Here is a 21,215-nt window from a genome sequence, read left to right on the forward strand (position 1 = left end):
TGCTGGCTTCCCTCCTCCCTCCCCCCGGGGCGGTGTGCTCGGCGTCAGCGGCGGGCGGCCGCCGCGCGGACCTCGGCGAGGAGGTCGTACATGACCTGACCGGGGCACTCGGTGGCGAAGTAGTCGCGGTGACCGCCGACCGTGTTGGTGTCCTTCTTCGTGCCGTTGACCGGGTTGGTGTACGTGACCTGCGCCTGCGGGTCCAGGCCCTTGAACCGGGAGATGACCTTGATCAGGCGGATCAGGGACGCCTTGGCCGCGGCCGTGGGGGCCTGCTGTTCGAGGTTGCCGATCAGGGCGATGCCGAGGGCGCCGGAGTTGTAGCCCACGGAGTGGAAGCCGGTGACGAGGTCGCCGTCGGGGTTGAAGGCGGGGATGCCGTCGTCGCCGGAGTAGCGGCCCTCGTAGACGGCGCCGGCCTCGTCGATGAGGAAGTGGTAGCCGATGTCGCCCCAGTCGTTGGTGATCGCGTGGTACTCGTAGATCGCGCGTACCGTCGCGGCCGGGTCGGGGTCGTCGTTCGGCGTCGCGGTGTGGTGGACCGTGATGATCTGGAGCGGGTAGTAGGCCTCGGGCGAGTTGACCGAGCCGTCCGCCTTGAACCGCTTGGACTCGTCGGCGCCCCAGGCCGCGCGCGAGAGGTAGCCGACGCCACGCACGCGGGTGGGCTCGCTCGGCACCTGGACGGTGCGGTTCGGGCCGTCGGTGGTGTCGATCGCCAGCGAGCGCACGCCGTCGATGTCGCTCGGGGCCTTCACCTCGTACGCGGTGGCGTTGCCGGCCGCGACCAGGGCCGTGCCGCCGTTCTCGACCGTCGCGCAGCCGCTGTGAAGGTTCTGCCAGCTGCCGTCCGCGAGCCGGATGGAGGCGCCCGCCTCGGCACCGGACCAGCGCACACCGACGTAGGACGCGGCGAAGGCGGTCGTGGCGGCGCCGGTTCCGGTGGCGGCCTCGGTCCGGGTGGCGGGGAACTTCTCAGGCGTCGTACCGGAATCGCCGGAGCCGGACGCGGCGTTGTCGCTCTCGCCGGAGTCGGTGGCCGCGAACACCATCGGCGTGATGGCGGCTCCGGCGGCCACCGCGCCGCCCGCGGCAATCATGCCGCGACGGGACAGCGAGCGCTTTCTACGGTGAGACGGCTGGGCGGGGGTGGGGGATTCGGACACGGAGGTGTCCCCTTCCAGAAGTGCACTTGACGGGGGGGGAAGCGCCGGGCACGCCGAGGTCAGCCCTAAGCGCCCTGACAGGGCGCCGACGCCTGGAACGACGCTTGAAACGTCAAGGGACCCTAGTCGCCCGAACAGCCCCGCACGTACTCCGATGGCAGTACATTCGTGTGAAGATCGGGCAAAGAACGCCTACTTGTGAGTACGGCGTCACGCTCCGGTGATCCGCACGACCGTGGCACCCGGTGCGGGCCCCGACGCCGTACGCACCGCGCGACACGTGCCGGACGACCGCAGGGCCGCGGCCACCTCCGCCGCCGACTCGGCGTCGCGGGCGAGGAACGCCGTCGTCGGGCCCGAGCCGGAGACCAGCGCCGTGAGCGCACCGGCGGCGCGCCCGGCCGCGAGGGTGTCGGCGAGTTCCGGGAAGAGGGAGAGCGCGGCGGGCTGGAGGTCGTTGGAGACGGCGGCGGCGAGCGCGTCGGGGTCGCCCTTCGCGAGGGCGTCCAGGAGCGGCTGGGAGGCGACGGGTTCGGGGATGTCGGTGCCCTCGCCGAGCCGGTCGAACTCCCGGAAGACGGCCGGGGTGGACAGACCCCGGTCGGCCATGGCGAAGACCCACTGGAAGTCGCCGCCGACGTCGAGCGTACGGAGCTGCTCGCCCCGCCCGGTGCCGAGGGCCGCGCCGCCGACCAGGCTGAACGGCACGTCACTGCCCAACTCGGCGCAGATGTCGAGGAGTTCCTCGCGCGAGGCGTGCGTGCCCCACAGCGCGTCGCAGGCGAGGAGCGCGCCCGCGCCGTCCGCGCTGCCGCCCGCCATACCGCCGGCGACGGGGATGTCCTTGGCGATGTGGAGGTGCACGGCCGGGTCCGTCCCGTGGCGCTCGGCGAGCGCGATCGCCGCCCGCGCCGCCAGGTTCGTCACGTCCAGCGGGACCTGGTCGGCGTCCGGCCCCTCGCACGTCACGCGCAGTTCGTCGGCCGGGGTCACGGTGACCTCGTCGTACAGGCCCACGGCGAGAAAGACGTTGGCCAGGTCATGGAACCCGTCGGGACGGGCGGCGCCCACCGCGAGCTGGACGTTGACCTTGGCGGGGACGCGGACGATGACGCTCGCGCTCACTTACTCGGACTCCTCGGGCTGGGCACCGGCCGCCTTGTTCTCGGCGATGCGCGCGAACTCCTCGACGGTCAGTGCCTCTCCGCGTGCCTGCGGCGAGACACCGGCGGCGACCAGGGCCGCCTCCGCCGCCGCGGCCGAGCCGGCCCATCCGGCGAGCGCCGCGCGCAGGGTCTTGCGGCGCTGGGCGAACGCGGCGTCGATCACCGCGAACACCTCGGCCCGCGAGGCGGTCGTCTTCAGCGGCTCGGTCCGGCGGACGAGGGAGACGAGCCCGCTGTCGACGTTCGGGGCGGGCCAGAAGACATTGCGTCCGATGGCACCGGCCCGCTTGACCTCGGCGTACCAGTTGGCCTTCACGGACGGCACGCCGTACACCTTGGAGCCGGGCGGGGCGGCCAGCCGGTCGGCGACCTCCGACTGCACCATGACGAGGGTGCGTTCGATGCTCGGGAAGGTTTCGAGCATGTGGAGCAGGACCGGGACGGCGACGTTGTAGGGGAGGTTGGCGACCAGGGCGGTGGGCGGCGGGCCCGGGAGCTCCTGGACCTGCATCGCGTCGCGGTGCACCAGCGCGAAGCGGTCGGCGCGCTGCGGCATGCGGGCCGCCATGGTCGCGGGGAGGGCGGCGGCCAGGACGTCGTCGATCTCGACGGCGGTGACGCGGTCGGCCACCTCCAGCAGGGCGAGCGTGAGGGAGCCGAGTCCCGGCCCGACCTCCACCACCACGTCGTCGGGGCGGACCCCCGCGGTGCGCACGATACGGCGGACCGTGTTCGCGTCGATCACGAAGTTCTGGCCGCGCTGCTTGGTGGGACGCACGCCGAGGGCGGCCGCGAGTTCACGGACGTCGGCGGGGCCCAGGAGGGCGTCGGGGGTGGGGCTGCTCACCCGACAAGGGTACGGGGCGCCACCGGGCGCGATCGTCCGACCGTGGCCGGCCTCAACCGTGCAACCGCTCCCCGCAGTGCGGCCAGGGACTCGCGCCCTGGCGCACGTAGAGCTTCTTCGCCCGCATGGTCTGCTCCCCCGCGGGGGCGTCCTGCGGGCGTCCCTTCCCGCCGAGGTTGCGCCAGGTCTGCGTGTCGAACTGGTACAGCCCCCCGTACGTCCCCGACGAGTCCACCGCGTCCGGCTGTCCCCCGGACTCGCACGCCGCCAGGCCCTGCCAGTTCAGGCCCCCGGCGGCGCGCACCGACGTCGGCAACGGCTTGGTGCCGACCTTCACCACCTGTGTCCGCGGCTCGCGCACCACCTCGGCTTTGATCCGCCGCGGCTTCTGCTTGACGCCGTTGACGGTGCGCAGCGAGTACGTGATCCGGCGCAGGCCCACCTGCCCCGCCCGCTCCACGACCTCCGTGCCCTTGAACACCGAGGGATCGTCGATCCGCTGCACGGCGAACTGGATCGCCTCGTCGTGGATCTCCTTGCGGCCGGTGATCCGCAGGACCGTGACCGCCTGTCCGTCGCGCGGAAAGCTGTCCAGCGGGACGGATGTGGTGTCCTGGCCGCGCAGGGTGATGCCCGCCTGCTCCACGACCTCGCTCACGGTCGCGGCGTTCGTGCGGATGGTGCGGGCACGGCCGTCCGCCATGATCGTCACGGCGCGCTCGGTGCGCACGTCCAGCGCGAGCCCCTCACGTCCGATGCGCCGGGAGCGCGAAGTCGAGACGTACGCCCCCTCGGCGCGCACCCCGATCTGCCGGAGGGCCGCCTCCACCGTGTGTTCCGTCGTCCACACCTCGCGCCGCTGACCGTCGAGGGTGAGCCGCACGGGCCGCCCGTAGCGCACCGCGACCTCGTCACCGCTGGCGAGCGGCTCGTCGGTGGCGGGCGCCACGACGTCGTGCGCGCCCACCTCGACGCCCTCCTCGCCGAGGAGTTCGCTCACGTCGTCGGCGAAGGTGTGCAGGGTGCGCGGCTTGCCGTCGACGCTCAGTTCGATCGCCTTGTCCTTGGCCACGAAGGCGCTCGTCCCGCCCGCGAGGAACGCGACGACCAGTGCCTGCGGGACGAGGCGGCGCATGGGCCCCTCGCCCCGCTCGGCGACCCGCGCCCGGCGCCGGTGCGCGGCGCGACGACCGCTGCGGGGGCGCGGAACGGGCTCGTGCGCGGTCTCGGAGTCCTCGTAGGCGGGCCGGTACGTGTCGGCGTAGGCGTCGCCGGCGTCGTACGCGTCGCGCCCGCCGTATCCCTGGTAGCCCTCGTACCCCCCGTGCCCCTCGTATCCGGGCGTGTACGTGTCCGTTCGCGTCTGGTACGCCGTGGGCACCCCGTACGCCAGCGTCTGAGCGCTGTGCGGGTCGAAGCCGCCGTATCCCGGGGGCTCGTGGGCCGGGCTCGGGCCATACGTCTCGAACTGCGCGTTGCTCACGACGACACGCTCCAGCGGAGGGGTCCGTTTAGGGCCCCCAGAACCTAGCGGAGCGGTGATAACTCTCCAAAGCGACGCGACTACCCACAGTCGCGACAAGTCGGAGGTGTACCCCTGCGAGCGTTATGCGGCGGTTATCCGTCAGTAGCCGAAGGCATGTGCCGTGTTCGCCGCGAGGGCCGTCGCCAGCGCGTCCTCGTCGATGCCCCGCACGGCCGCCATGGCGCGCACCGTGATCGGAATGAGATACGGCGCATTGGGCCGTCCGCGGTACGGCGCCGGCGTGAGGAAGGGCGCGTCGGTCTCCACGAGGAGCAGCTCCAGCGGGGCCACCGCCACCGCGTCCCGCAGCTGCTGGGCGTTCTTGAAGGTGACGTTGCCCGCGAAGGACATGTGGTACCCGGCGCCGGCGCACACCCGCGCCATCTCCGCGTCCCCGGAGTAGCAGTGGAAGACGGTCCGCTCGGGCGCGCCCTCCTCCTTCAGGACGCGCAACACGTCCTCGTGGGCCTCGCGGTCGTGGATCACCAGGGCCTTGCCGTGCCGCTTGGCGATCTCGATGTGGGCGCGGAAGGACGCCTCCTGCGCCTCCTTGCCCTCGGGACCGGTGCGGAAGTAGTCGAGGCCGGTCTCACCGACGCCCTTCACCTGAGGAAGTGCGGCGAGGCGGTCGATCTCCGCGAGCGCCTCGTCGAGCGCCCGCGCACCACCCGGCTCCCGCGCCCCCTGCCGTGACCAACCGTCGGGATCCCCGTGCACGATGCGCGGTGCCTCGTTCGGGTGCAGGGCGACGGTCGCGTGCACGGCGTCGTACCGCGCCGCCGTGTCGGCCGCCCACCGCGAGCCGCGTACGTCGCAGCCCACCTGCACGACCGTGGTCACCCCGACCGACGCCGCCTTGGCCAGCCCCTCCTCCACCGTGCCGGACTGCATGTCGAGGTGGGTGTGCGAGTCGGCGACCGGCACCCGGAGGGGTTCCGGGAGCGGCGGGGCGGCGTGCTTGTCGGCGTCGTTCGAAGGCATGCCCCGATCCTACGAAAGGAGCATGCCTTCGAACGGGGAGGCGGCCTTCTCGGCCGCTGCCGGGCTCAGCTCGCCTTGCGGTGGAAGACGTGCAGGAGATCGGACAGATGCCAGTGGTGGTGCGGCTCGGCCGCCGGCTCGTCCGCCTGCGAGGACTTCGCCTGCCGGGGAATCGAGCGGGGGCTGTGCAGGGAGTTCTGCACGGAGGACACCTGGCCGGGACGCATGATCCGCACGACGTGGTTGTCGCAGTTCTCACAGGTGGGCCGGCTCAGCGGCGACGGCACGACCTGGCCGTTCGCGACGTACATCACGAACTCACGGCCGTCGCCGTCTATGTGGTGCTCTATCTCGTACGACTGCTCCCAGCCATGCCCGCAGCGCATGCAGGCGAACGAATACGACTCGTGGACGACGGCGGTCGCGGCGCTGCGAAGGCCCGTGGTCTGCTGTGCGATCTCACTCATGCCAGCTCCTGTGGTCCGCTGGTAGGACGGGTTACGTCCCCTCACCCAGTGGACTCCTCCGCAGGAGCGAACGCACGCCATCTGTGCACTGTTGGGGGCGACTTGGACGTTCCTTGCCGAAAGGCCCGGGTCCCTTTACCCCCGCATGGGGCGCACGCCCATTCGAGATACGCCCTGCTCACACGGCGTTTCACGCCCCCGCGTTCTTGGCCGCGACCACGGCGTCGAAGACCTCTCGCTTGGGCACCCCGACGTCCGCCGCCACCGCCGCGATGGCCTCCTTGCGCCGCTCCCCCGCCTCTTCGCGCACGCGAACCCGGCGCACCAGCTCGGTGGCGTCGACCTCCTCGGCCCCCTTCTCCGGAGCCCCCTCGACGACGACGGTGATCTCCCCGCGCACCCCCTCGGCCGCCCACGCCGCGAGTTCCCCCAGTCCGCCGCGCCTGACCTCCTCGTATGTCTTGGTCAGCTCCCGGCACACGGCGGCCCGCCGCTCGGCGCCGAACACCTCGGCCATCGCGGCGAGGGTGTCGTCGAGCCGGTGCGGGGCCTCGAAGTAGACGAGCGTCCGCCGCTCCCGGTCCACCTCCCGCAGCCGCGACAGCCGCTCCCCCGCCTTGCGCGGCAGGAAGCCCTCGAAGCAGAACCGGTCGACGGGCAGCCCGGACAGGGCGAGCGCGGTCAGCACGGCGGACGGCCCCGGCACCGCGGTGACCTTGATGTCCTTCTCGACCGCCGCCGCGACCAGCCGGTACCCCGGGTCCGACACCGACGGCATCCCGGCGTCCGTGACGAGCAGCACCCGCGCCCCGCCGAGCAGCTCCTCCACCAGCTCCGGGGTCCGCGCGGCCTCGTTCCCCTCGAAGTACGACACGACCCGCCCCTTGGGCGTCACCCCGAGCGCCTGGGTCAGCCGCCGCAGCCGCCGTGTGTCCTCGGCGGCGACGAGGTCGGCACCGGCCAGTTCCTCCGCGAGCCGGGGCGGCGCGTCCGCGATGTCGCCGATGGGGGTACCTGCCAGTACGAGGATTCCAGTCACGCCCCCATCCTCGCAGGGCCCGCCGAAGCAACGCTTCCGCGCCCTTACCGCACATGCACGGGACTCCCACAGAACGGTTCCCTACGATGGCGCGGTGACCAGTACCGCGTCCTCCACGGACACCCGGCAGGGCCAGGCGACCCACGAGCAGCGACCGTCGTGGCAGCAGCGGCTGCGCCGATTCGGCTACACGGCGGCGCCCAGAAGCGACGTCCGCGACCGGCTCGTGCCGCCGTATGTCCAGCCCAGCCCGCGGATGTGGCAGTTCCTCGGCGCCTCACGGCCGCTCGCCGAGCGGATCGTGCGCTGGTCGGGCTGGGGCGGACCGCTGCTGGTGACACTGCTCGCCGGGGTCCTGCGGTTCTGGAACCTGGGCAGCCCCAAGGCGGTGATATTCGACGAGACGTACTACGCCAAGGACGCGTGGGCGCTCGTCCACCGCGGTTTCGAGGTCAACTGGGACAAGAACGCCAACGACCTGATCCTCAAGGTCGGCGACCAGATCCCGATCCCGACGGACGCGGCGTACGTCGTGCATCCGCCGGTCGGCAAGTACGTCATCGGGCTGGGCGAGCTGATGTTCGGGTTCAACCCGTTCGGCTGGCGGTTCATGACCGCGCTGCTGGGCACGCTGGCCGTCCTGATGCTGTGCCGCATCGGCCGCCGTGTCTTCCGCTCGACCTTCCTCGGCTGCCTCGCGGGCACGCTGATGGCGGTGGACGGGCTGGCCTTCGTGATGGCGCGCACCTCGCTGCTCGACGGGGTGCTGATGTTCTTCGTGCTGGCGGCGTTCGGCTGTCTCGTCCTCGACCGGGACAGGGCGCGCGCGAAACTCGCGGCGGCGCTCCCGGCCGACGCCGACGGCCGGGTCCGTCCCGACGCGCACCTCGCCGAGACCCTGCGCCTCGGCTGGCGTCCCTGGCGCTGGGCGGCCGGTCTGATGCTGGGCCTGGCCATCGGGACCAAGTGGAACGGCCTGTACTTCCTGGTCGCGTTCGGCCTGATGACGGTGCTCTGGGACGTCGGCGCCCGCAAGGTCGCCGGGGCCCGTCACCCGTACACGACGGTCATCAAGCGCGACCTGGGCTTCGCCTTCCTGGCGACCGTGCCGGTGGCGATCTTCACCTACGTCGCGTCGTGGACCGGCTGGATCCTCTCCCCGACGGACGGCACCGGCGGCTACTACCGCAACTGGGCGAGCGCCGACGGCCGCGGCAGCGGCTGGTCGTGGCTGTTCCCCGACTGGTGGCTGAGCCTGTGGCACTACGAGCACCAGGTGTACGAGTTCCACGTCGGCCTGTCGTCCCCGCACACCTACCAGTCGAACCCGTGGAGCTGGATCGTCGCGGGCCGCCCGGTGTCGTACTTCTACGAGTCCCCCCTACCCGGCAAGGACGGCTGCCCCGTCGACGCGGGCGAGAAGTGCGCGCGCGAGGTCCTGGCGATCGGCACCCCGCTGCTGTGGTGGGTGGCCGCCTTCGCGGTCCTGTACGTCCTGTGGCGCTGGGCCTTCCGCCGGGACTGGCGGGCCGGGGCCGTCGCCTGCGGCATCGCGGCCGGCTACCTCCCCTGGTTCCTCTACCAGGAACGCACCATCTTCTTCTTCTACGCCGTCGTCTTCCTGCCCTTCCTCTGCCTGGCCGTGGCCATGCTCCTGGGCGCGATCATCGGCCCACCGGGCTCCAGCGACACCCGCCGGGTGGCCGGTGCCACGGGCGCGGGCGTACTGGTGCTGCTGATCGCCTGGAACTTCATCTACTTCTGGCCGATCTACACGGGGACGGCGATCCCGATAGACAGCTGGCGGTCGCGGATGTGGCTGGACACCTGGGTCTAGGTGAGCGTCAACTGCCCTCGCCGGTCCCCCGCAGCCGGACCGGCGACGGCCCGACACGACCACGTCGGCAGCCGCACGCCCGCCCCGCGTGCGTGGAGGGCGGAGCCTGCTGCGACCTCCCCTTCCCGGCGGCTTGCCGCACGGTGAGAATCGCCGCGACACCACTGAGCAGTCCACCGAATCCGGACACCCCGGAGACCACGACCGGCAGGACGCTCGGCGAAGCCGGCGCATCCTCGTCGGACACCACCGCCCCCTCGTCCGTCGGCTCTTCCTCCGCGGGGGCTTCCTCCCCGGGCGTTTCCTCCGCCGGTGCCTCTTCCGGAGGCGCCTCCCCTGCGAACTCTTCCTCCGCCGATGGCTCCTCCGCGGGCGCCCCGTCCTCCTGCTCTTCCCCCAGAGGCGGAACAGGTGGCTCCTCCGCCGGTGCCTCCTCCGCCGGTGGCTCCTCCGACTGATCACCGGGTGGCGTGCTCTGATACCTGCCGCTGCTGGGGGTGAGGGTGGCGGAGCGGTCCTCCGCTGCCCACGCCAGGAACGAGATGAGACAGGTCGCGAACAGGACTGCGGTGGCGATCAGCCAGAGCAGCGAGGCACGGGCTGTGACACCTCGGCGCAAGGCCCCCGGCGATGCCCGCCAGGTCCAGGGGCGCTCAGGTCTGCTCAGCATGTCGTCACTCCTCGTCTGCGCGGGTGCCACACGGCCGCGGCGACCCCTGCCTCCATTGCGCCTCGGCCGTCGATTCGCGTCACGGCACTGCATTTCGGGGCTTGACAAAGGCCAACATGTCGTTGGTTCGGCCAAGAATCGGTCACTCATTCGGACAACAAAAGAAAACAGCTCCCCCAGTTATCTCCCACGCCACTTACAGTGCGGTGGACGAAAACGGGGAGGGGACAGCATGTCCAAGGGGGTCAAAGCCACCGTCATAGGTGGGGTGTTCGCCGTGATGGTGGGCGGTGCCGGATACGGCGCGTACAACATCATGTCGGCACTGAACGGCGGCGGGGCGACCGGCCAGGGAGGGCCGGCGCCGGTGCGGTCCGGGCCGCCGAGTGCCGAGGAGGTCGAGGAGACCACGGCGAAGTTCTTCGCGGCCTGGGAGAAGGGGCAGGCGGCGCAGGCGGCGGGGTATACGAACAACGACGCGGCCGCCGAGGCGCTACTGACGTCGTACAGCGGGGGCGCGCACATCACCGGCGTGAAGATCACGCCCGGCGAGGCGACCGGCACCGCCGTGCCCTTCAGCGTGCGCGCGAAGGTGTCCTACGAGGGCAAGTCCAAGCCGCTCACGTACAAGAGCGAGCTCAAGGTGGTCCGCGGCCTCACCAGCGGGCGGGCCCTCGTCGACTGGCAGCCGACGGTGATCCACCCGCAGCTGCAGAAGGACGACACCCTCGTCACCGGCGAGGCGGCGGCCCCGCCCATCAAGGCCCTCGACCGCGACGGGGCCGAGCTGACGAAGGAGAAGTACCCCTCCCTCGGCCCGGTCCTGGACACCCTGCGCGAGAGATACGGCAGCAAGGCGGGCGGCTCCGCCGGCATCGAGCTGGCGATCCGGCACGCCGACGAGTCGCCGGACACCTCGCTGCTGACCCTCACGAAGGGCAAGCCCGGCAAGCTGGAGACGACGCTCAGCGCGGGCGTGCAGGCGGCGGCCGAGAAGGCGGTCAAGCAGTACGGCCAGTCCTCGGTGGTGGCCGTCAAGCCGAGCACCGGCGAGGTGCTGGCGGTGGCCAACCACCGTGACGACGCCTTCAACGCGGCCTTCGAGGGACGCGTACCGCCCGGCTCCACGATGAAGATCATCACCTCGGCGATGCTCATCGACAACGGCGTGACCACGATGAACGGCCCGGCGCCCTGTCCGCCCACGGCGACCTGGCGGAGCCAGACCTTCAAGAACCTCACCGGTCTGGAACCCGACGAGACCGCGAGTGCCACGCTCGCCAACGGCTTCATGCGCTCCTGCAACACGGCCTTCATCAAGCTCGTCGACGAGGACCCGCTCACGGACGCCTCGCTGACGACGGAGGCGGAGGCGCGGTTCGGGCTCGGCCGCGACTGGAAGACCGGCATCACCTCCTTCGACGGCAGCGTCCCCGAGTCCACCGGCCCGGACCGCGCGGCCAACGCCATCGGCCAGGGCCAGGTCCAGATGAACCCGCTGACCATGGCGTCGGTGACGGCCACCGCGATCACGGGCACGTTCCGGCAGCCGTATCTGGTCGCGCGTGACCTCGACGACCGGCAGTTCGCCACCGCCGACGGGCTGCGGGCGAGCACCGCCGCCCAGCTGAAGCAGATGATGCGGCTGACCGCGACCTCGGCCCCGGGCACCGCCGTGCGGGCCATGTCCGGGCTGAGTGGTGAGATCGGCGCCAAGACCGGTTCCGCCGAGGTCGACGGCGAGGCCACCTCCGACAGCTGGTTCACCGGTTTCCGCGATGATGTGGCGGCCGCGGCCATGGCCCAGCAGGGCGGCCACGGCAGCGACGCGGCGGGGCCGATTGTCGCAGCCGTGCTACGAGCGTCCGGCTGAACTCATCCCCCGCGACACGGGACTCTAGGGTGGTCCTCGTCGTTGGTATGCGTGAGATCGGCGGGGCGACGGGGGCTCCTGGATACGCGAGGGAACGGAAAGCAGTGGGCAACAGAGGGCGCGTCGCTGAGCGACGGAAGACCAACCCCGCCGTGCTCGGCGGGATGATCGCCGTGGTCGTCGGCGGTGCCGGGTTCGGCGCCTACGCGCTGTTCGGCGGCGGGGCCGTCGCCGACAGCCGTACGCAGTCGACGTCGGCGAGCGCCGACGACAAGGCGAAGGACGTCAAGACCGGCCCCCTGTCGGCGACCGAGGTCACGACCGCTGCCCGCGACTTCCTCACCGCCTGGCAGCAGGGCGCGGTCACCGAGGCGGCCGCCGCCACGGACGACACCACGGCCGCCAAGTCCCTGCTGACCGGCTACACCAAGGACGCCCACATCAAGGACGTCACCCTCACCGCCGGCGCCCGCACCGGCGACAAGGTCCCCTTCTCCGTGAAGGGCACGGTGTCGTACAAGGGCACCGCCAAGCCGCTGGCGTACGACAGTTCGCTGACGGTCGTGCGGCGGGCCGAGGACGGCAAGCCGCTCGTCGAGTGGCACTCCGCGGTCGTCCACCCCGACCTGAAGGACGGCGACACCCTCGTCACCGGCGAGTCCGGCACCCCGCCGGTCAAGGCGCTCGACCGGGACGGCGGCGAGCTGACGGAGGAGGAGTACCCGTCACTGGGCTCGGTCCTCGACGGGCTGCGCGAGAAGTACGGCGAGAAGGCCGGCGGCAAGGCGGGCGTCGAGCTCCAGGTGGTCCGGGGCAAGGACTCCCAGAAGGCCGAGCTGTCCGACAAGACGCTGCTGGAGCTGAGCAAGGGCACCCCGGGCGAGGTGAAGACGACGCTGAGCCCGACGATGCAGGCCGCCGCGGAGAAGCAGGTCGCCGCCAAGCCGAAGGCGTCGGTGGTCGTCCTGCGCCCGTCGACCGGCGAGATCCTCGCGGTCGCCAACTCCTCGCACGGCTTCAACACGGCCTTCCAGGGCTCCCTCGCCCCCGGCTCCACGATGAAGGTCATCACCTCCACGCTGCTGATCGAGAAGGGTCTCGCGTCGGCGGACAAGCAGCACCCCTGCCCCAAGTACTTCACGTACGGCCACTGGAAGTTCCAGAACGACGACAAGTTCGAGATCAAGGGCGGCACCTTCAAGGCGAGCTTCGCCCGCTCCTGCAACACGGCCTTCATCAGCCAGGCCCCCGAGCTGGACGACGACAGCCTGACCAAGCAGGCCCAGCAGGTCTTCGGTCTGTCGATGAACAACTGGTCCGTCGGCGTCCCGACCTTCGACGGCTCCGTCCCGGTCCAGTCGCAGGCCCAGATGGCGGCCTCGCTCATCGGCCAGGGCGGTGTGCGGATGAACCCGCTGAACATGGCGTCGGTCTCGGCGACCATCAGGACGGGCACGTTCAAGCAGCCCTACCTGGTGGCCCCGACGGTCGACAACCGCACCCTCGCCACCGCCTCCCGCACCATGGCGCAGACCACGCTCTCGCAGCTGCGCGAGCTGATGGGCTACACGGCGGCCTACGGCACGGCGGCCGAGGCGATGTCCGGGGTCACCGGTGACGTCGGCGCGAAGACCGGCTCGGCCGAGGTCGACGGCCAGAAGAAGCCGAACGGCTGGTTCACCGCGTACCGCGACGACCTGGCGGCGGCGGGCGTGGTCCAGGCCGGCGGCCACGGCGGCGACACGGCGGGGCCGATCGTGGCCGAGCTGCTGAAGCTGGGGGGCTGAGAGCCGGACGGCTGAGAGTCAGCGTCTCAGCTGAGGCTCACGCTCGACGGGTGCGGCGGCCAGATATGTCCGCCGCAGAAACCTCATCAGCGCCTTCGACTCGAACTGCACCACGGAAACACCCTGCTCGGAGTGGAACTCCACGACGGCCTGCACCCGGCCGCACGGCCACACCCGTATCTCTCCGCTCCCCGCGGGGGCACGCAGACCCTGCTCCAGCAGGGAACGCGAGAAGGTCCACTCGTGGGCCTCGCGCCCGGGCAGCCGGACGCGCACCGCGCGCGGATCGATGTCCGGGTCATAGCGCAGGACGACCGGCACGGCGTCCTGTTCCTCCGCCAGGAGGTCCGCGTCCGTGACGATGTGGGCTCGGGCGTACTGTTCGACTACAGACATCGGACGGCCCTCTCACACTGCGTGACCTGTGCGAAAGCTGTGCCTTCGCTCCCCCTCCAATGTCGCATATCTTCCGGGAAGCGCCCGTCGGGACCGGCGTATATCACATGTGCGATACACGGGACCAAATCCACGAGGCTCTCGCTCTTGCAACCCGTTCGCATTAAGCCACTATCATCGAACGGTGCATGTACCTGACGGATTCATAGACGCCCCGACCTCCGCCGTGACCGGAGTGGTCGCCGCCGCCGCGGTGGCCGTGAGCCTGCGCGGCGCGCGCCGTGAGCTCGACGAGCGGACGGCGCCGCTGGCCGGACTGGTGGCGGCGTTCATCTTCGCGGTGCAGATGCTGAACTTCCCCGTGGCGGCCGGGACCAGCGGACACCTGCTCGGCGGCGCCCTCGCCGCGATTCTCGTCGGCCCTTACACGGGCGCGTTGTGCATCTCCGTCGTCCTGCTGATGCAGGGCATCCTCTTCGCGGACGGCGGCCTGACCGCGCTCGGCGTGAACATCACCAACATGGCGATCGTCGGTGTCGTCGTCGCCTACGTCGTCTTCCGCGGCCTGGTGAAGGTCCTGCCGAAGACCCGGCGTTCGATCACCGCCGCCTCCTTCGTCGCCGCGCTGGTGTCGGTGCCGGTCGCGGCCCTGTCGTTCACCCTGCTGTTCTGGATCGGCGGGACCACCGACGTCTCGATCGGCAAGGTCGCCGCCGCCATGGGCAGCGTCCACCTCCTCATCGGGATCGGCGAGGCGGTGATCACCGCGCTGACCATCGGCGCCGTCATCGCCGTCCGGCCGGACCTCGTGTACGGCGCCCGTGATCTGCGCCGGCCGCTGAAGCTGCGGGTCGGCGGCGAGCTCGTCGACGCCCCGGCGCCCGAGACCGCGCGGCCGGTCGCGGCCCGGACCTCCCGCCGCACCCTGTGGATCAGCGGCCTGGCCACCTCCCTCGTCCTCGCCGGCTTCGTCAGCTTCTACGCCTCCGCCAACCCCGACGGCCTGGAGAAGGTCGCCGCGGACAAGGGCTTCCTGGAGTCCGCGGAGGAGCACGCCAACGCCGACTCGCCGCTCGCCGACTACGGCGTCAGGGACGTCGACAACGCCCGGCTGTCCGGCGGCCTCGCCGGTGTGATCGGCGTCGGCGCGACGGTGCTCGCGGGCACCGGCGTCTTCTGGGCGGTGCGCCGGCGTCGGACGGCCGAGGCGGCTGACGCGTCACCCACGAACATCGGCGTCTGACCATGGGGGCCGGGCACGCGCACAGGCTCTACCGGCACGGGCACTCGCCCGTGCACGGCCTGCCGCCGCACACCAAGCTCGCCGCGACCTTCGCGTTCGTGGTGGTCGTGGTGTCGACGCCGCGGGAGGCGATGTGGGCGTTCGGCCTGTACGCCGTGCTGCTCGCGCTCGTCGCCCGCGTCGCCCGCGTGCCCGCCGGGTTCCTGCTCAAGCGGCTGCTGATCGAGGTGCCGTTCGTCGCGTTCGCGGTGCTGATGCCGTTCGTGGCGGAGGGCGAGCGGGTCGAGGTGCTGGGGATGTCGCTGAGCGTCAGCGGGCTGTGGGGCGCGTGGAACGTGCTCGCGAAGGGGACCTTGGGCGTCGCCGCCTCCGTGCTCCTCGCCTCCACGACCGAACTGCGCGAACTGCTCCTCGGCCTGCAGCGGTTGAAGCTCCCGCCGCTCCTCGTCCAGATCGCGTCCTTCATGATCCGGTACGGCGACGTCATCACGGACGAGATGCGGCGGATGCGGATCGCACGCGAGTCGCGCGGCTTCGAGGCCAAGGGCGTGCGGCACTGGGGCGTCCTCGCGAAGTCGGCGGGCGCGCTGTTCATCCGCTCCTACGAACGCGGCGAGCGCGTGCATCTGGCCATGATCAGCCGCGGGTACGCCGGTTCGATGCCGGTGATCGACGAGGTGACCGCGTCCCGGGCGCAGTGGTCGTACGCCCTCGCCCTCCCCTTCGCCGCCCTCGTCGTCTGTCTGCTGGGATGGTCGCTGTGACGGAACCGATTCCCTCCCTGGAAGTGGCCGGTCTGGCCTTCGCCTACCCCGACGGCCACCAGGCACTGTTCGGTGTGGACTTCTGGGTCGCGCGCGGCGAGCGGGTCGCGCTGCTCGGCCCGAACGGCGCCGGCAAGACGACCCTCGTGCTCCACCTCAACGGCATCCTGACCGGCGGCACGGGCACCGTGCACGTCGCCGGCCTGCCTGTCGGCAAGCAGCACATGGCCGAGATCAGGCGCCGGGTCGGCATCGTCTTCCAGGACCCGGACGACCAGCTGTTCATGCCGACGGTCCGCGAGGACGTGGCCTTCGGTCCCGCGGCGGCCGGGCTCAAGGGGCCGGAGCTGGAGGAGCGGGTCGACCGGGCGCTGGAGCGGGTCGGCATGGCCGAGTTCAAGGACCGGCCCCCGCACCATCTCTCCTTCGGCCAGCGGCGCCGGGTGGCGGTGGCGACCGTGCTGGCGATGGAGCCGGAGATCCTCGTCCTCGACGAGCCCTCCTCCAACCTCGACCCCGCCTCGCGCCGTGAACTGGCCGACATCCTGCGCTCGTTGGACGTCACCGTCCTGATGGTCACGCACGACCTGCCGTACGCCCTGGAGCTGTGCCCGCGTTCCCTCGTCCTCAGCGAGGGCGTGATCGCGGCGGACGGGAAGACGGGGGAGCTGCTGTCCGACGACGCGCTGATGCGCGCCCACCGGCTGGAGCTGCCGTTCGGATTCGATCCGCGGTCAGTGATGGGGGTGCCCCCGCGCGAGCCGGGCGAAGCCGGTTCGAGCGTGGGGGAGGGCGCGTGACGAACGAGAAGCCCGCGGACGAGGTCGCCTCGCTGCTGATCGACGACCAGCTGTGCTTCGCGCTGTACGCGGCCCAGCGCGCGGTGACGGCCGCCTACCGCCCGCTTCTCGACGGACTCGGCCTCACCTGTCCCCAGTACCTCGTCCTGCTGGTCCTCCGGGAGCGGGGCGAGACGACGGTCAAGGAGCTGGCGGCCGCCCTGCGGCTCGACTACGGCACCGTCGCCCCGCTGCTGAAGCGGCTGGAGGCGGCGGGGCTGGTGCGGCGGGAGCGGTCGGCGAGCGACGAGCGCTCGGTGCTGGTCGCGTGCACAGGGCGCGGCGAGGAGCTGCGGAAGCGCGCGTGCCCGGCGCACTCCTCGCGGCGACGGGCCTCGGCGACGCGGAGGTCGTGAGGTTGCGCGGGGAGCTGTGGCAGCTTGCGGTGAGGGCGCAAGAGGCGGCCGAGCGCCCCCACCGTGCCCCTATACCCACGACTGCCGTCAACGCTTACACCGAAGCGACCGGACGGCGGCAGCACCACGGCTAATATCGCCTTGTCGGACCGATGAAGTTGTCCGACCTACCGCCGGACGGGCGGGAAGTCACGCCTGTGGAGGCCTTGTAAGACCGGCCTTGGTCGGCAAGGGCCTGTGAAGCAGGAACCCATGGTGGTGCCTCCTAGCGGCACGGACCGGAATCTCCTGTCCTTGGGCAGGCGAGGGCGTCAAAGCTCCTGGTTCCACAACAAGCTGGTTCTGGTGGGCCGCCGGTCGGGCTTCGGCCCGACCGGGCCCGCTGTCGCCGCGAAGGTCGGCATCGGCCCCAACAAGCACCGCGGCTACGGGCTCGCGGTCGCCCTCAGCGTCTCCCTGCCGGTGCTGGACACGGACCTCGCGGCCAAGCTGGTGGACGCGGCGCACGAGGTCTGCCCGTACTCCAACGCGACCCGGGGGAACATCGACGTCACGATCCTGCTTGGGTAGAAGGGCACCCGCACCAGGCAGGACGAGGAGACGGACGTGGACGTGAACGGCACAGTGGCCGAGGGCTTCGAGCCGGTCAGGGAGGCGTTCGCGCGGAACTTCGGCACCCTCGGGGAGCGCGGCGCGGCCGTCTCCGTGTACCGGGACGGGTGCAAGGTCGTCGATCTGTGGGCCGGCACGAAGGACGTCGACGGCACGGAGCCGTGGCAGCACGGCACCGCGCAGGTCGTGCGCTCGGCGACGAAGGGCGTCGCCGCCGCCGTGCCCCTCATCCTCCAGCAGCGCGGCGAGCTGGACCTGGACGCGCCGTTGGCCGCGTACTGGCCCGAGTTCAAGGGGCAGGGCAAGGAGCGGCTGCTGGTCCGGCACGTGCTGAACCACCGCGCCGGGCTCCCGGTACTCGACCGCCCGCTCACGCCCGAGGAGGCCCTGGACCCGCGCCACGGCCCCGAGGCGGTGGCCGCGCAGGCGCCCGCGTGGGAGCCGGGCACCGACCACGGCTATCACGCGCTGACGTACGGCTGGCTGCTGGACGAGCTGGTGCGGCGGGTGACGGGGCGACGGGTCGGCGAGTGGCTCGCGGCGGAGGTCGCCGGTCCGCTGGGCCTGGACCTGTGGCTGGGGCTGCCGGAGTCGGTGGCGGGCCGGGTGGGCCGTACCGGCCGGGTCGACGGCCCCGAACCGGCCGGTGGACTGCGCTCGCGCCCGAAGCGGTCGGTCACCGCGGCCTACGACGACCCCGGCTCCCTCACCCGCCGCGCGTTCGCCGCGATCACCCCGTTCCCCGACCAGAACGACCCCGCCTACCTCGCCGCCGCCCTTCCCGCGACGAACGGCATCGCGACGGCCGACGGGCTGGCCCGCTTCTACGCGACGCTGATCGGCCAGGTCGACGGTGTACGCCTCCTCGACCCGGCGACGGTGGAACGGGCCCGCGCCGAGGAGTCGGCGGGGCCGGACCGCGTCCTGGTCGTCAACACCCGTTTCGGCCTCGGGTACATGCTCCACGGCACCGCGTCCCCGCTGCTCGGACCGGGCTCGTTCGGCCACCCCGGCCGCGGCGGCGCCCTCGGCTTCGCCGACCCGGAGTCGAAAATCGCGTTCGGCTACGTGACGAACGGCTTCCGCAAGACGGTGACGGCGGACCCGAGGGCGCAGGCGTTGGTACGGGCGGTGCGCTCAGCGCTCACGTAACGGCTCGGCGCCTGTGTGACCCGAGATACGCCCCTGGGCGGCACTCACGCGTGAATCGGATGCGAGGTCCGCCCAGAAGCCTGGTCGATCTCGCTGTGCGCCTTCGTGAGCATCTGCATCGCCAGTTCGTTCAACGCGCGAGCGCCGGCGATCTCCTCACCGACGCGTGGCTGATTCGCGTCCGTGTGGTGCCGTGCGGCATGCCCATGGGCGCGTACCTCACTGCCGTCGGGGAGGCGCACCATCGCCACCGCCCTGGTGTGCGTCTCGTCCTCCTGGAACTCCAGCTCGACATGCCATCCCACTGTGGTGTGCATCATGACGATCACCTCCGGAAGTTCTGCTTCCAGAGTGCGCCTCGGAGGGCGCGGCCGACCAGTCAGAGGAGCAAAGACGGCAACTCGGGATCAGTGAGACTCGGCACACTCCCTTCGGTGACCGCCTTCGCCCTGCTTCCATGGAGATGTCGCGTTCCACGGAGATGTCGCGCGCCGGACCTGGCCCCGCCGCTACCGCCACCTCCCCCGTTCACCGCACCGGGCCACATCGAGGACATGCGCTGCTGCTTCTCCGCCCACCTCCCCGCTCTCGCGGCACTGTCGGCCCTCCCCGGCCCCTGCGAGGTGCTGCGCTCCGGCGCCCGCCTCGCGCCCGCCCTGCTGCGGTCGGCCTCCGCCGCCGTGCAGCGGGCCCGCTCCCACCACCCCGACGACCTGATCGCCGTCAACCTCGAACTGGTCACCCTCACCGAGGACAGCGCCGTCATCACCTGGTACACCGGGATCCCCGGCACCGATGACGGGCTGGGGCACCCCCTCCCCGCGATCACCGAGGGCGAGATCGTCTACGGCACCCATCCCTCCCGGCTCAACCGCACGGCGTCCGAGGACCGGCCGACCGCCCATCACCAGGTCGAACTCACGGACCTGGAGCCGGGGCAGACGTACTACTACCAGGCCCGCTCGCGGGGCACGGCCGCGACGCCCACCCCGCTGCATCTCGTGCGCGGGAACGCCGTGGGCACGTCGACGTTCGGGTTCGGTGCGAGCGGCGGACCGTACTGCTTCACCACCCCCCAGCCGCCGCCCGGCCGGCATCTGCTGTCGGTCGCGCTCTGCAACGACCTGCACCTCGGCGAGACGACCGCGGGCCTGGTCGGCGGCTTCCCCCTGCTGCGCGGGGTGCCGCAGCAGCCGGGGCGGGCACCGTACCCGGAGCTCATGAGCCGCGCCCTGGTCGAGGAGGCCCGGCGGCGCGGGGCGGACGTACTGCTGGCCGGGGGTGACATCTCGGCGGGCGGAGGGGCGCACGACCTCGGTGAGGCCCGGCGGATCCTGGACGGTTTCGGTGCGCTCGGGCGGGACTACTTCGTCGTACGCGGCAACCACGACCGTTCCCGGGACAACGCCACCTTCCACACCGCGTTCCCGGCCGACGACGGCGGGCCGGGGTACTTCGCCCGTGACCTCGGCGGGCTGCGGGTCATCGGCCTCGACACCTACGTCAAGACCGGCAACGGCGCCGACGCGGGCGGGCTCGGGCCGGAGCAACTTGCTTGGTTCCGGGCGAGGTTGAGGGAAGCGCCGGACCAGCCGACCCTCGTCTTCGGCCACCATCCGCTGACCGTGCGGGACTCCGTCTTCCCGGTGACCCGCGGCCAGCAGCTGGAGCGCCGCCAGGCCCGCGCCGTCGTCGACGCCTACGCGTCCGCGCCCGGCGTCTTCCTCCACCACGCGGGCCACACCCACCGCAACAAGCGCACCGTGCTGTCGCGGGCCCCGCACGTCACCCAGCAGGAGGTCGCCGCCGCGAAGGAGTACCCGGGCGGCTTCACCCTGCTGCGCATCCACTCCGGCGGCTACGCCCTCAACCACTACAAGGCCGGTGACCTGGCGGCCCGTCAGTGGAGCGAGCGCAGCCGCCGGGTGGCCGCGGGCCTGTGGCCCCACCACGCCCTGGGCCGCTCGGTCACCGACCGCAACAGCGTGACGGCGCACGACCTCTCCGGGGTCACGGACCACGGATAGCGCACGACTTCAGGCGTACGGCCGCCCACGGACAGCGTCATCCCGGCGGAAGATCTCAAAACTCGGCGCGCCACAGGATGATTTGGGGCATTTCCTACTTAATCTCCCTTAATCGTAAGGAGTCGCTCCTTCACGCATCGCATCCACCTCACTCCACCGGAGATGACATGCACAAGCTTCGCAAGGCCGCCGTCCTGGTCGCCGCCCTCACCACCGTCGGTCTCGTGGGCGCGGGCACCGCGCAGGCCGACCAGGGCCCCCGGGGCAACGACGTCAAGGTCCAGCAGAGCACCAGCTGCAAGTCGCACGACCTGAACCTCGACATCCTCGGCGTGGTCGGCATCCTCAACGGCCTCCTGGGCAGCGGCCTCAACGGCGAGGGCGACGCGGGTGCCCAGAGCACGCACCTCGGCTCGACGATGGGCTGCAACAACACCGCCTTCTGACGGCTGTAACTCCCCGTGCTCC

General features: G+C 71.5%; 19 protein-coding genes and 2 pseudogenes. 11 read left to right on the forward strand and 10 right to left on the reverse strand.

Features of this window, described 5'->3' with window-relative positions:
* Positions 1-44: 44 nt before the first annotated feature.
* The 7 genes from ACFU95_RS25495 to rsmI all read right to left on the reverse strand — a co-directional run bounded on the left by ACFU95_RS25495 (position 45) and on the right by rsmI (position 7,191).
* The gene (locus tag ACFU95_RS25495) at positions 45-1,100 is read right to left on the reverse strand and encodes a peptidoglycan recognition family protein (protein WP_383831674.1); all 1,056 of its coding nucleotides are present in this window, start codon (positions 1,098-1,100) and stop codon (positions 45-47) included.
* A gap of 276 nt (positions 1,101-1,376) precedes the next feature.
* The gene (locus ACFU95_RS25500; protein WP_383831676.1) at positions 1,377-2,291 is read right to left on the reverse strand and encodes a 4-(cytidine 5'-diphospho)-2-C-methyl-D-erythritol kinase; all 915 of its coding nucleotides are present in this window, start codon (positions 2,289-2,291) and stop codon (positions 1,377-1,379) included.
* On the reverse strand, positions 2,292-3,179 hold the full coding sequence (rsmA, locus tag ACFU95_RS25505) for a 16S rRNA (adenine(1518)-N(6)/adenine(1519)-N(6))-dimethyltransferase RsmA (protein ID WP_383831678.1): 888 nt from the start codon (positions 3,177-3,179) through the stop codon (positions 2,292-2,294).
* A 52-nt stretch (positions 3,180-3,231) separates the two neighbouring features.
* Positions 3,232-4,662 carry a ubiquitin-like domain-containing protein gene (locus tag ACFU95_RS25510; RefSeq protein ID WP_383831680.1) on the reverse strand — a complete coding sequence of 477 codons (1,431 nt, stop codon included), beginning with the start codon at positions 4,660-4,662 and terminating at the stop codon, positions 3,232-3,234.
* Between the two features lie 141 nt (positions 4,663-4,803).
* Positions 4,804-5,685 (reverse strand): TatD family hydrolase, encoded by an 882-nt coding sequence (locus ACFU95_RS25515; RefSeq protein WP_383831682.1) that lies wholly within the window; start codon positions 5,683-5,685, stop codon positions 4,804-4,806.
* 65 nt (positions 5,686-5,750) lie between these two features.
* Positions 5,751-6,152: a hypothetical protein gene (locus ACFU95_RS25520; protein ID WP_383831684.1), complete on the reverse strand. Its 402-nt coding sequence runs from the start codon at positions 6,150-6,152 to the stop codon at positions 5,751-5,753.
* A gap of 190 nt (positions 6,153-6,342) precedes the next feature.
* Entirely contained in the window at positions 6,343-7,191 is an 849-nt protein-coding gene (gene rsmI, locus ACFU95_RS25525) for a 16S rRNA (cytidine(1402)-2'-O)-methyltransferase (RefSeq protein WP_383831686.1), read from the reverse strand.
* A gap of 94 nt (positions 7,192-7,285) precedes the next feature.
* Between rsmI and ACFU95_RS25530 the strand changes: the two genes are divergently transcribed.
* A complete protein-coding gene (locus ACFU95_RS25530) occupies positions 7,286-9,028 on the forward strand; it encodes a dolichyl-phosphate-mannose--protein mannosyltransferase (protein WP_383831688.1) in 1,743 nt (580 codons plus the stop codon).
* 7 nt (positions 9,029-9,035) lie between these two features.
* Here the strand turns inward: ACFU95_RS25530 and ACFU95_RS25535 are convergent, their stop codons facing one another.
* Positions 9,036-9,698, reverse strand: a complete 663-nt coding sequence (locus ACFU95_RS25535; protein ID WP_383831690.1) for a hypothetical protein — start codon at positions 9,696-9,698, stop codon at positions 9,036-9,038.
* A 232-nt stretch (positions 9,699-9,930) separates the two neighbouring features.
* On the opposite strand from ACFU95_RS25535, the gene ACFU95_RS25540 reads away from it, so the two are divergent.
* Both ACFU95_RS25540 and ACFU95_RS25545 read left to right on the forward strand, forming a co-directional pair.
* A complete protein-coding gene (locus ACFU95_RS25540) occupies positions 9,931-11,571 on the forward strand; it encodes a penicillin-binding transpeptidase domain-containing protein (protein ID WP_383831692.1) in 1,641 nt (546 codons plus the stop codon).
* A gap of 104 nt (positions 11,572-11,675) precedes the next feature.
* Entirely contained in the window at positions 11,676-13,358 is a 1,683-nt protein-coding gene (locus ACFU95_RS25545; protein ID WP_383831694.1) for a penicillin-binding transpeptidase domain-containing protein, read from the forward strand.
* Between the two features lie 18 nt (positions 13,359-13,376).
* Here the strand turns inward: ACFU95_RS25545 and ACFU95_RS25550 are convergent, their stop codons facing one another.
* A complete protein-coding gene (locus ACFU95_RS25550; protein WP_383831696.1) occupies positions 13,377-13,754 on the reverse strand; it encodes an SsgA family sporulation/cell division regulator in 378 nt (125 codons plus the stop codon).
* 184 nt (positions 13,755-13,938) lie between these two features.
* Between ACFU95_RS25550 and ACFU95_RS25555 the strand changes: the two genes are divergently transcribed.
* From ACFU95_RS25555 to ACFU95_RS25580, 6 genes and pseudogenes are all read left to right on the forward strand, one after another.
* Positions 13,939-14,997: an energy-coupling factor ABC transporter permease gene (locus tag ACFU95_RS25555; protein ID WP_383831698.1), complete on the forward strand. Its 1,059-nt coding sequence runs from the start codon at positions 13,939-13,941 to the stop codon at positions 14,995-14,997.
* A 2-nt stretch (positions 14,998-14,999) separates the two neighbouring features.
* Positions 15,000-15,761, forward strand: coding sequence for a cobalt ECF transporter T component CbiQ (gene cbiQ / locus ACFU95_RS25560; protein ID WP_383831700.1), 762 nt, complete (start codon positions 15,000-15,002; stop codon positions 15,759-15,761).
* Positions 15,749-16,561 (forward strand): energy-coupling factor ABC transporter ATP-binding protein, encoded by an 813-nt coding sequence (locus ACFU95_RS25565; protein ID WP_383831702.1) that lies wholly within the window; start codon positions 15,749-15,751, stop codon positions 16,559-16,561. The genes cbiQ and ACFU95_RS25565 overlap by 13 nt, the downstream gene beginning before the upstream one ends.
* Positions 16,558-17,012: pseudogene (locus ACFU95_RS25570) on the forward strand (MarR family winged helix-turn-helix transcriptional regulator); the annotation flags it as partial. The gene ACFU95_RS25565 and the pseudogene ACFU95_RS25570, both read left to right, overlap by 4 nt.
* A gap of 259 nt (positions 17,013-17,271) precedes the next feature.
* A pseudogene (locus tag ACFU95_RS25575) lies at positions 17,272-17,526 on the forward strand (organic hydroperoxide resistance protein); the annotation flags it as partial.
* 36 nt (positions 17,527-17,562) lie between these two features.
* Positions 17,563-18,720, forward strand: a complete 1,158-nt coding sequence (locus tag ACFU95_RS25580; protein WP_383831703.1) for a serine hydrolase domain-containing protein — start codon at positions 17,563-17,565, stop codon at positions 18,718-18,720.
* 44 nt (positions 18,721-18,764) lie between these two features.
* On the opposite strand, the gene ACFU95_RS25585 is transcribed toward ACFU95_RS25580, so the two are convergent.
* A complete protein-coding gene (locus ACFU95_RS25585) occupies positions 18,765-19,040 on the reverse strand; it encodes a DUF1876 domain-containing protein (protein WP_383831705.1) in 276 nt (91 codons plus the stop codon).
* Positions 19,041-19,274: 234 nt separating this feature from the next.
* On the opposite strand from ACFU95_RS25585, the gene ACFU95_RS25590 reads away from it, so the two are divergent.
* On the forward strand, positions 19,275-20,747 hold the full coding sequence (locus ACFU95_RS25590; RefSeq protein WP_383831707.1) for a metallophosphoesterase: 1,473 nt from the start codon (positions 19,275-19,277) through the stop codon (positions 20,745-20,747).
* A 167-nt stretch (positions 20,748-20,914) separates the two neighbouring features.
* A complete protein-coding gene (locus ACFU95_RS25595; RefSeq protein WP_030054120.1) occupies positions 20,915-21,193 on the forward strand; it encodes a hypothetical protein in 279 nt (92 codons plus the stop codon).
* Positions 21,194-21,215: the final 22 nt, after the last annotated feature.

The organism is Streptomyces sp. NPDC057623, from assembly GCF_042800355.1.
Classification (GTDB): domain Bacteria; phylum Actinomycetota; class Actinomycetes; order Streptomycetales; family Streptomycetaceae; genus Streptomyces.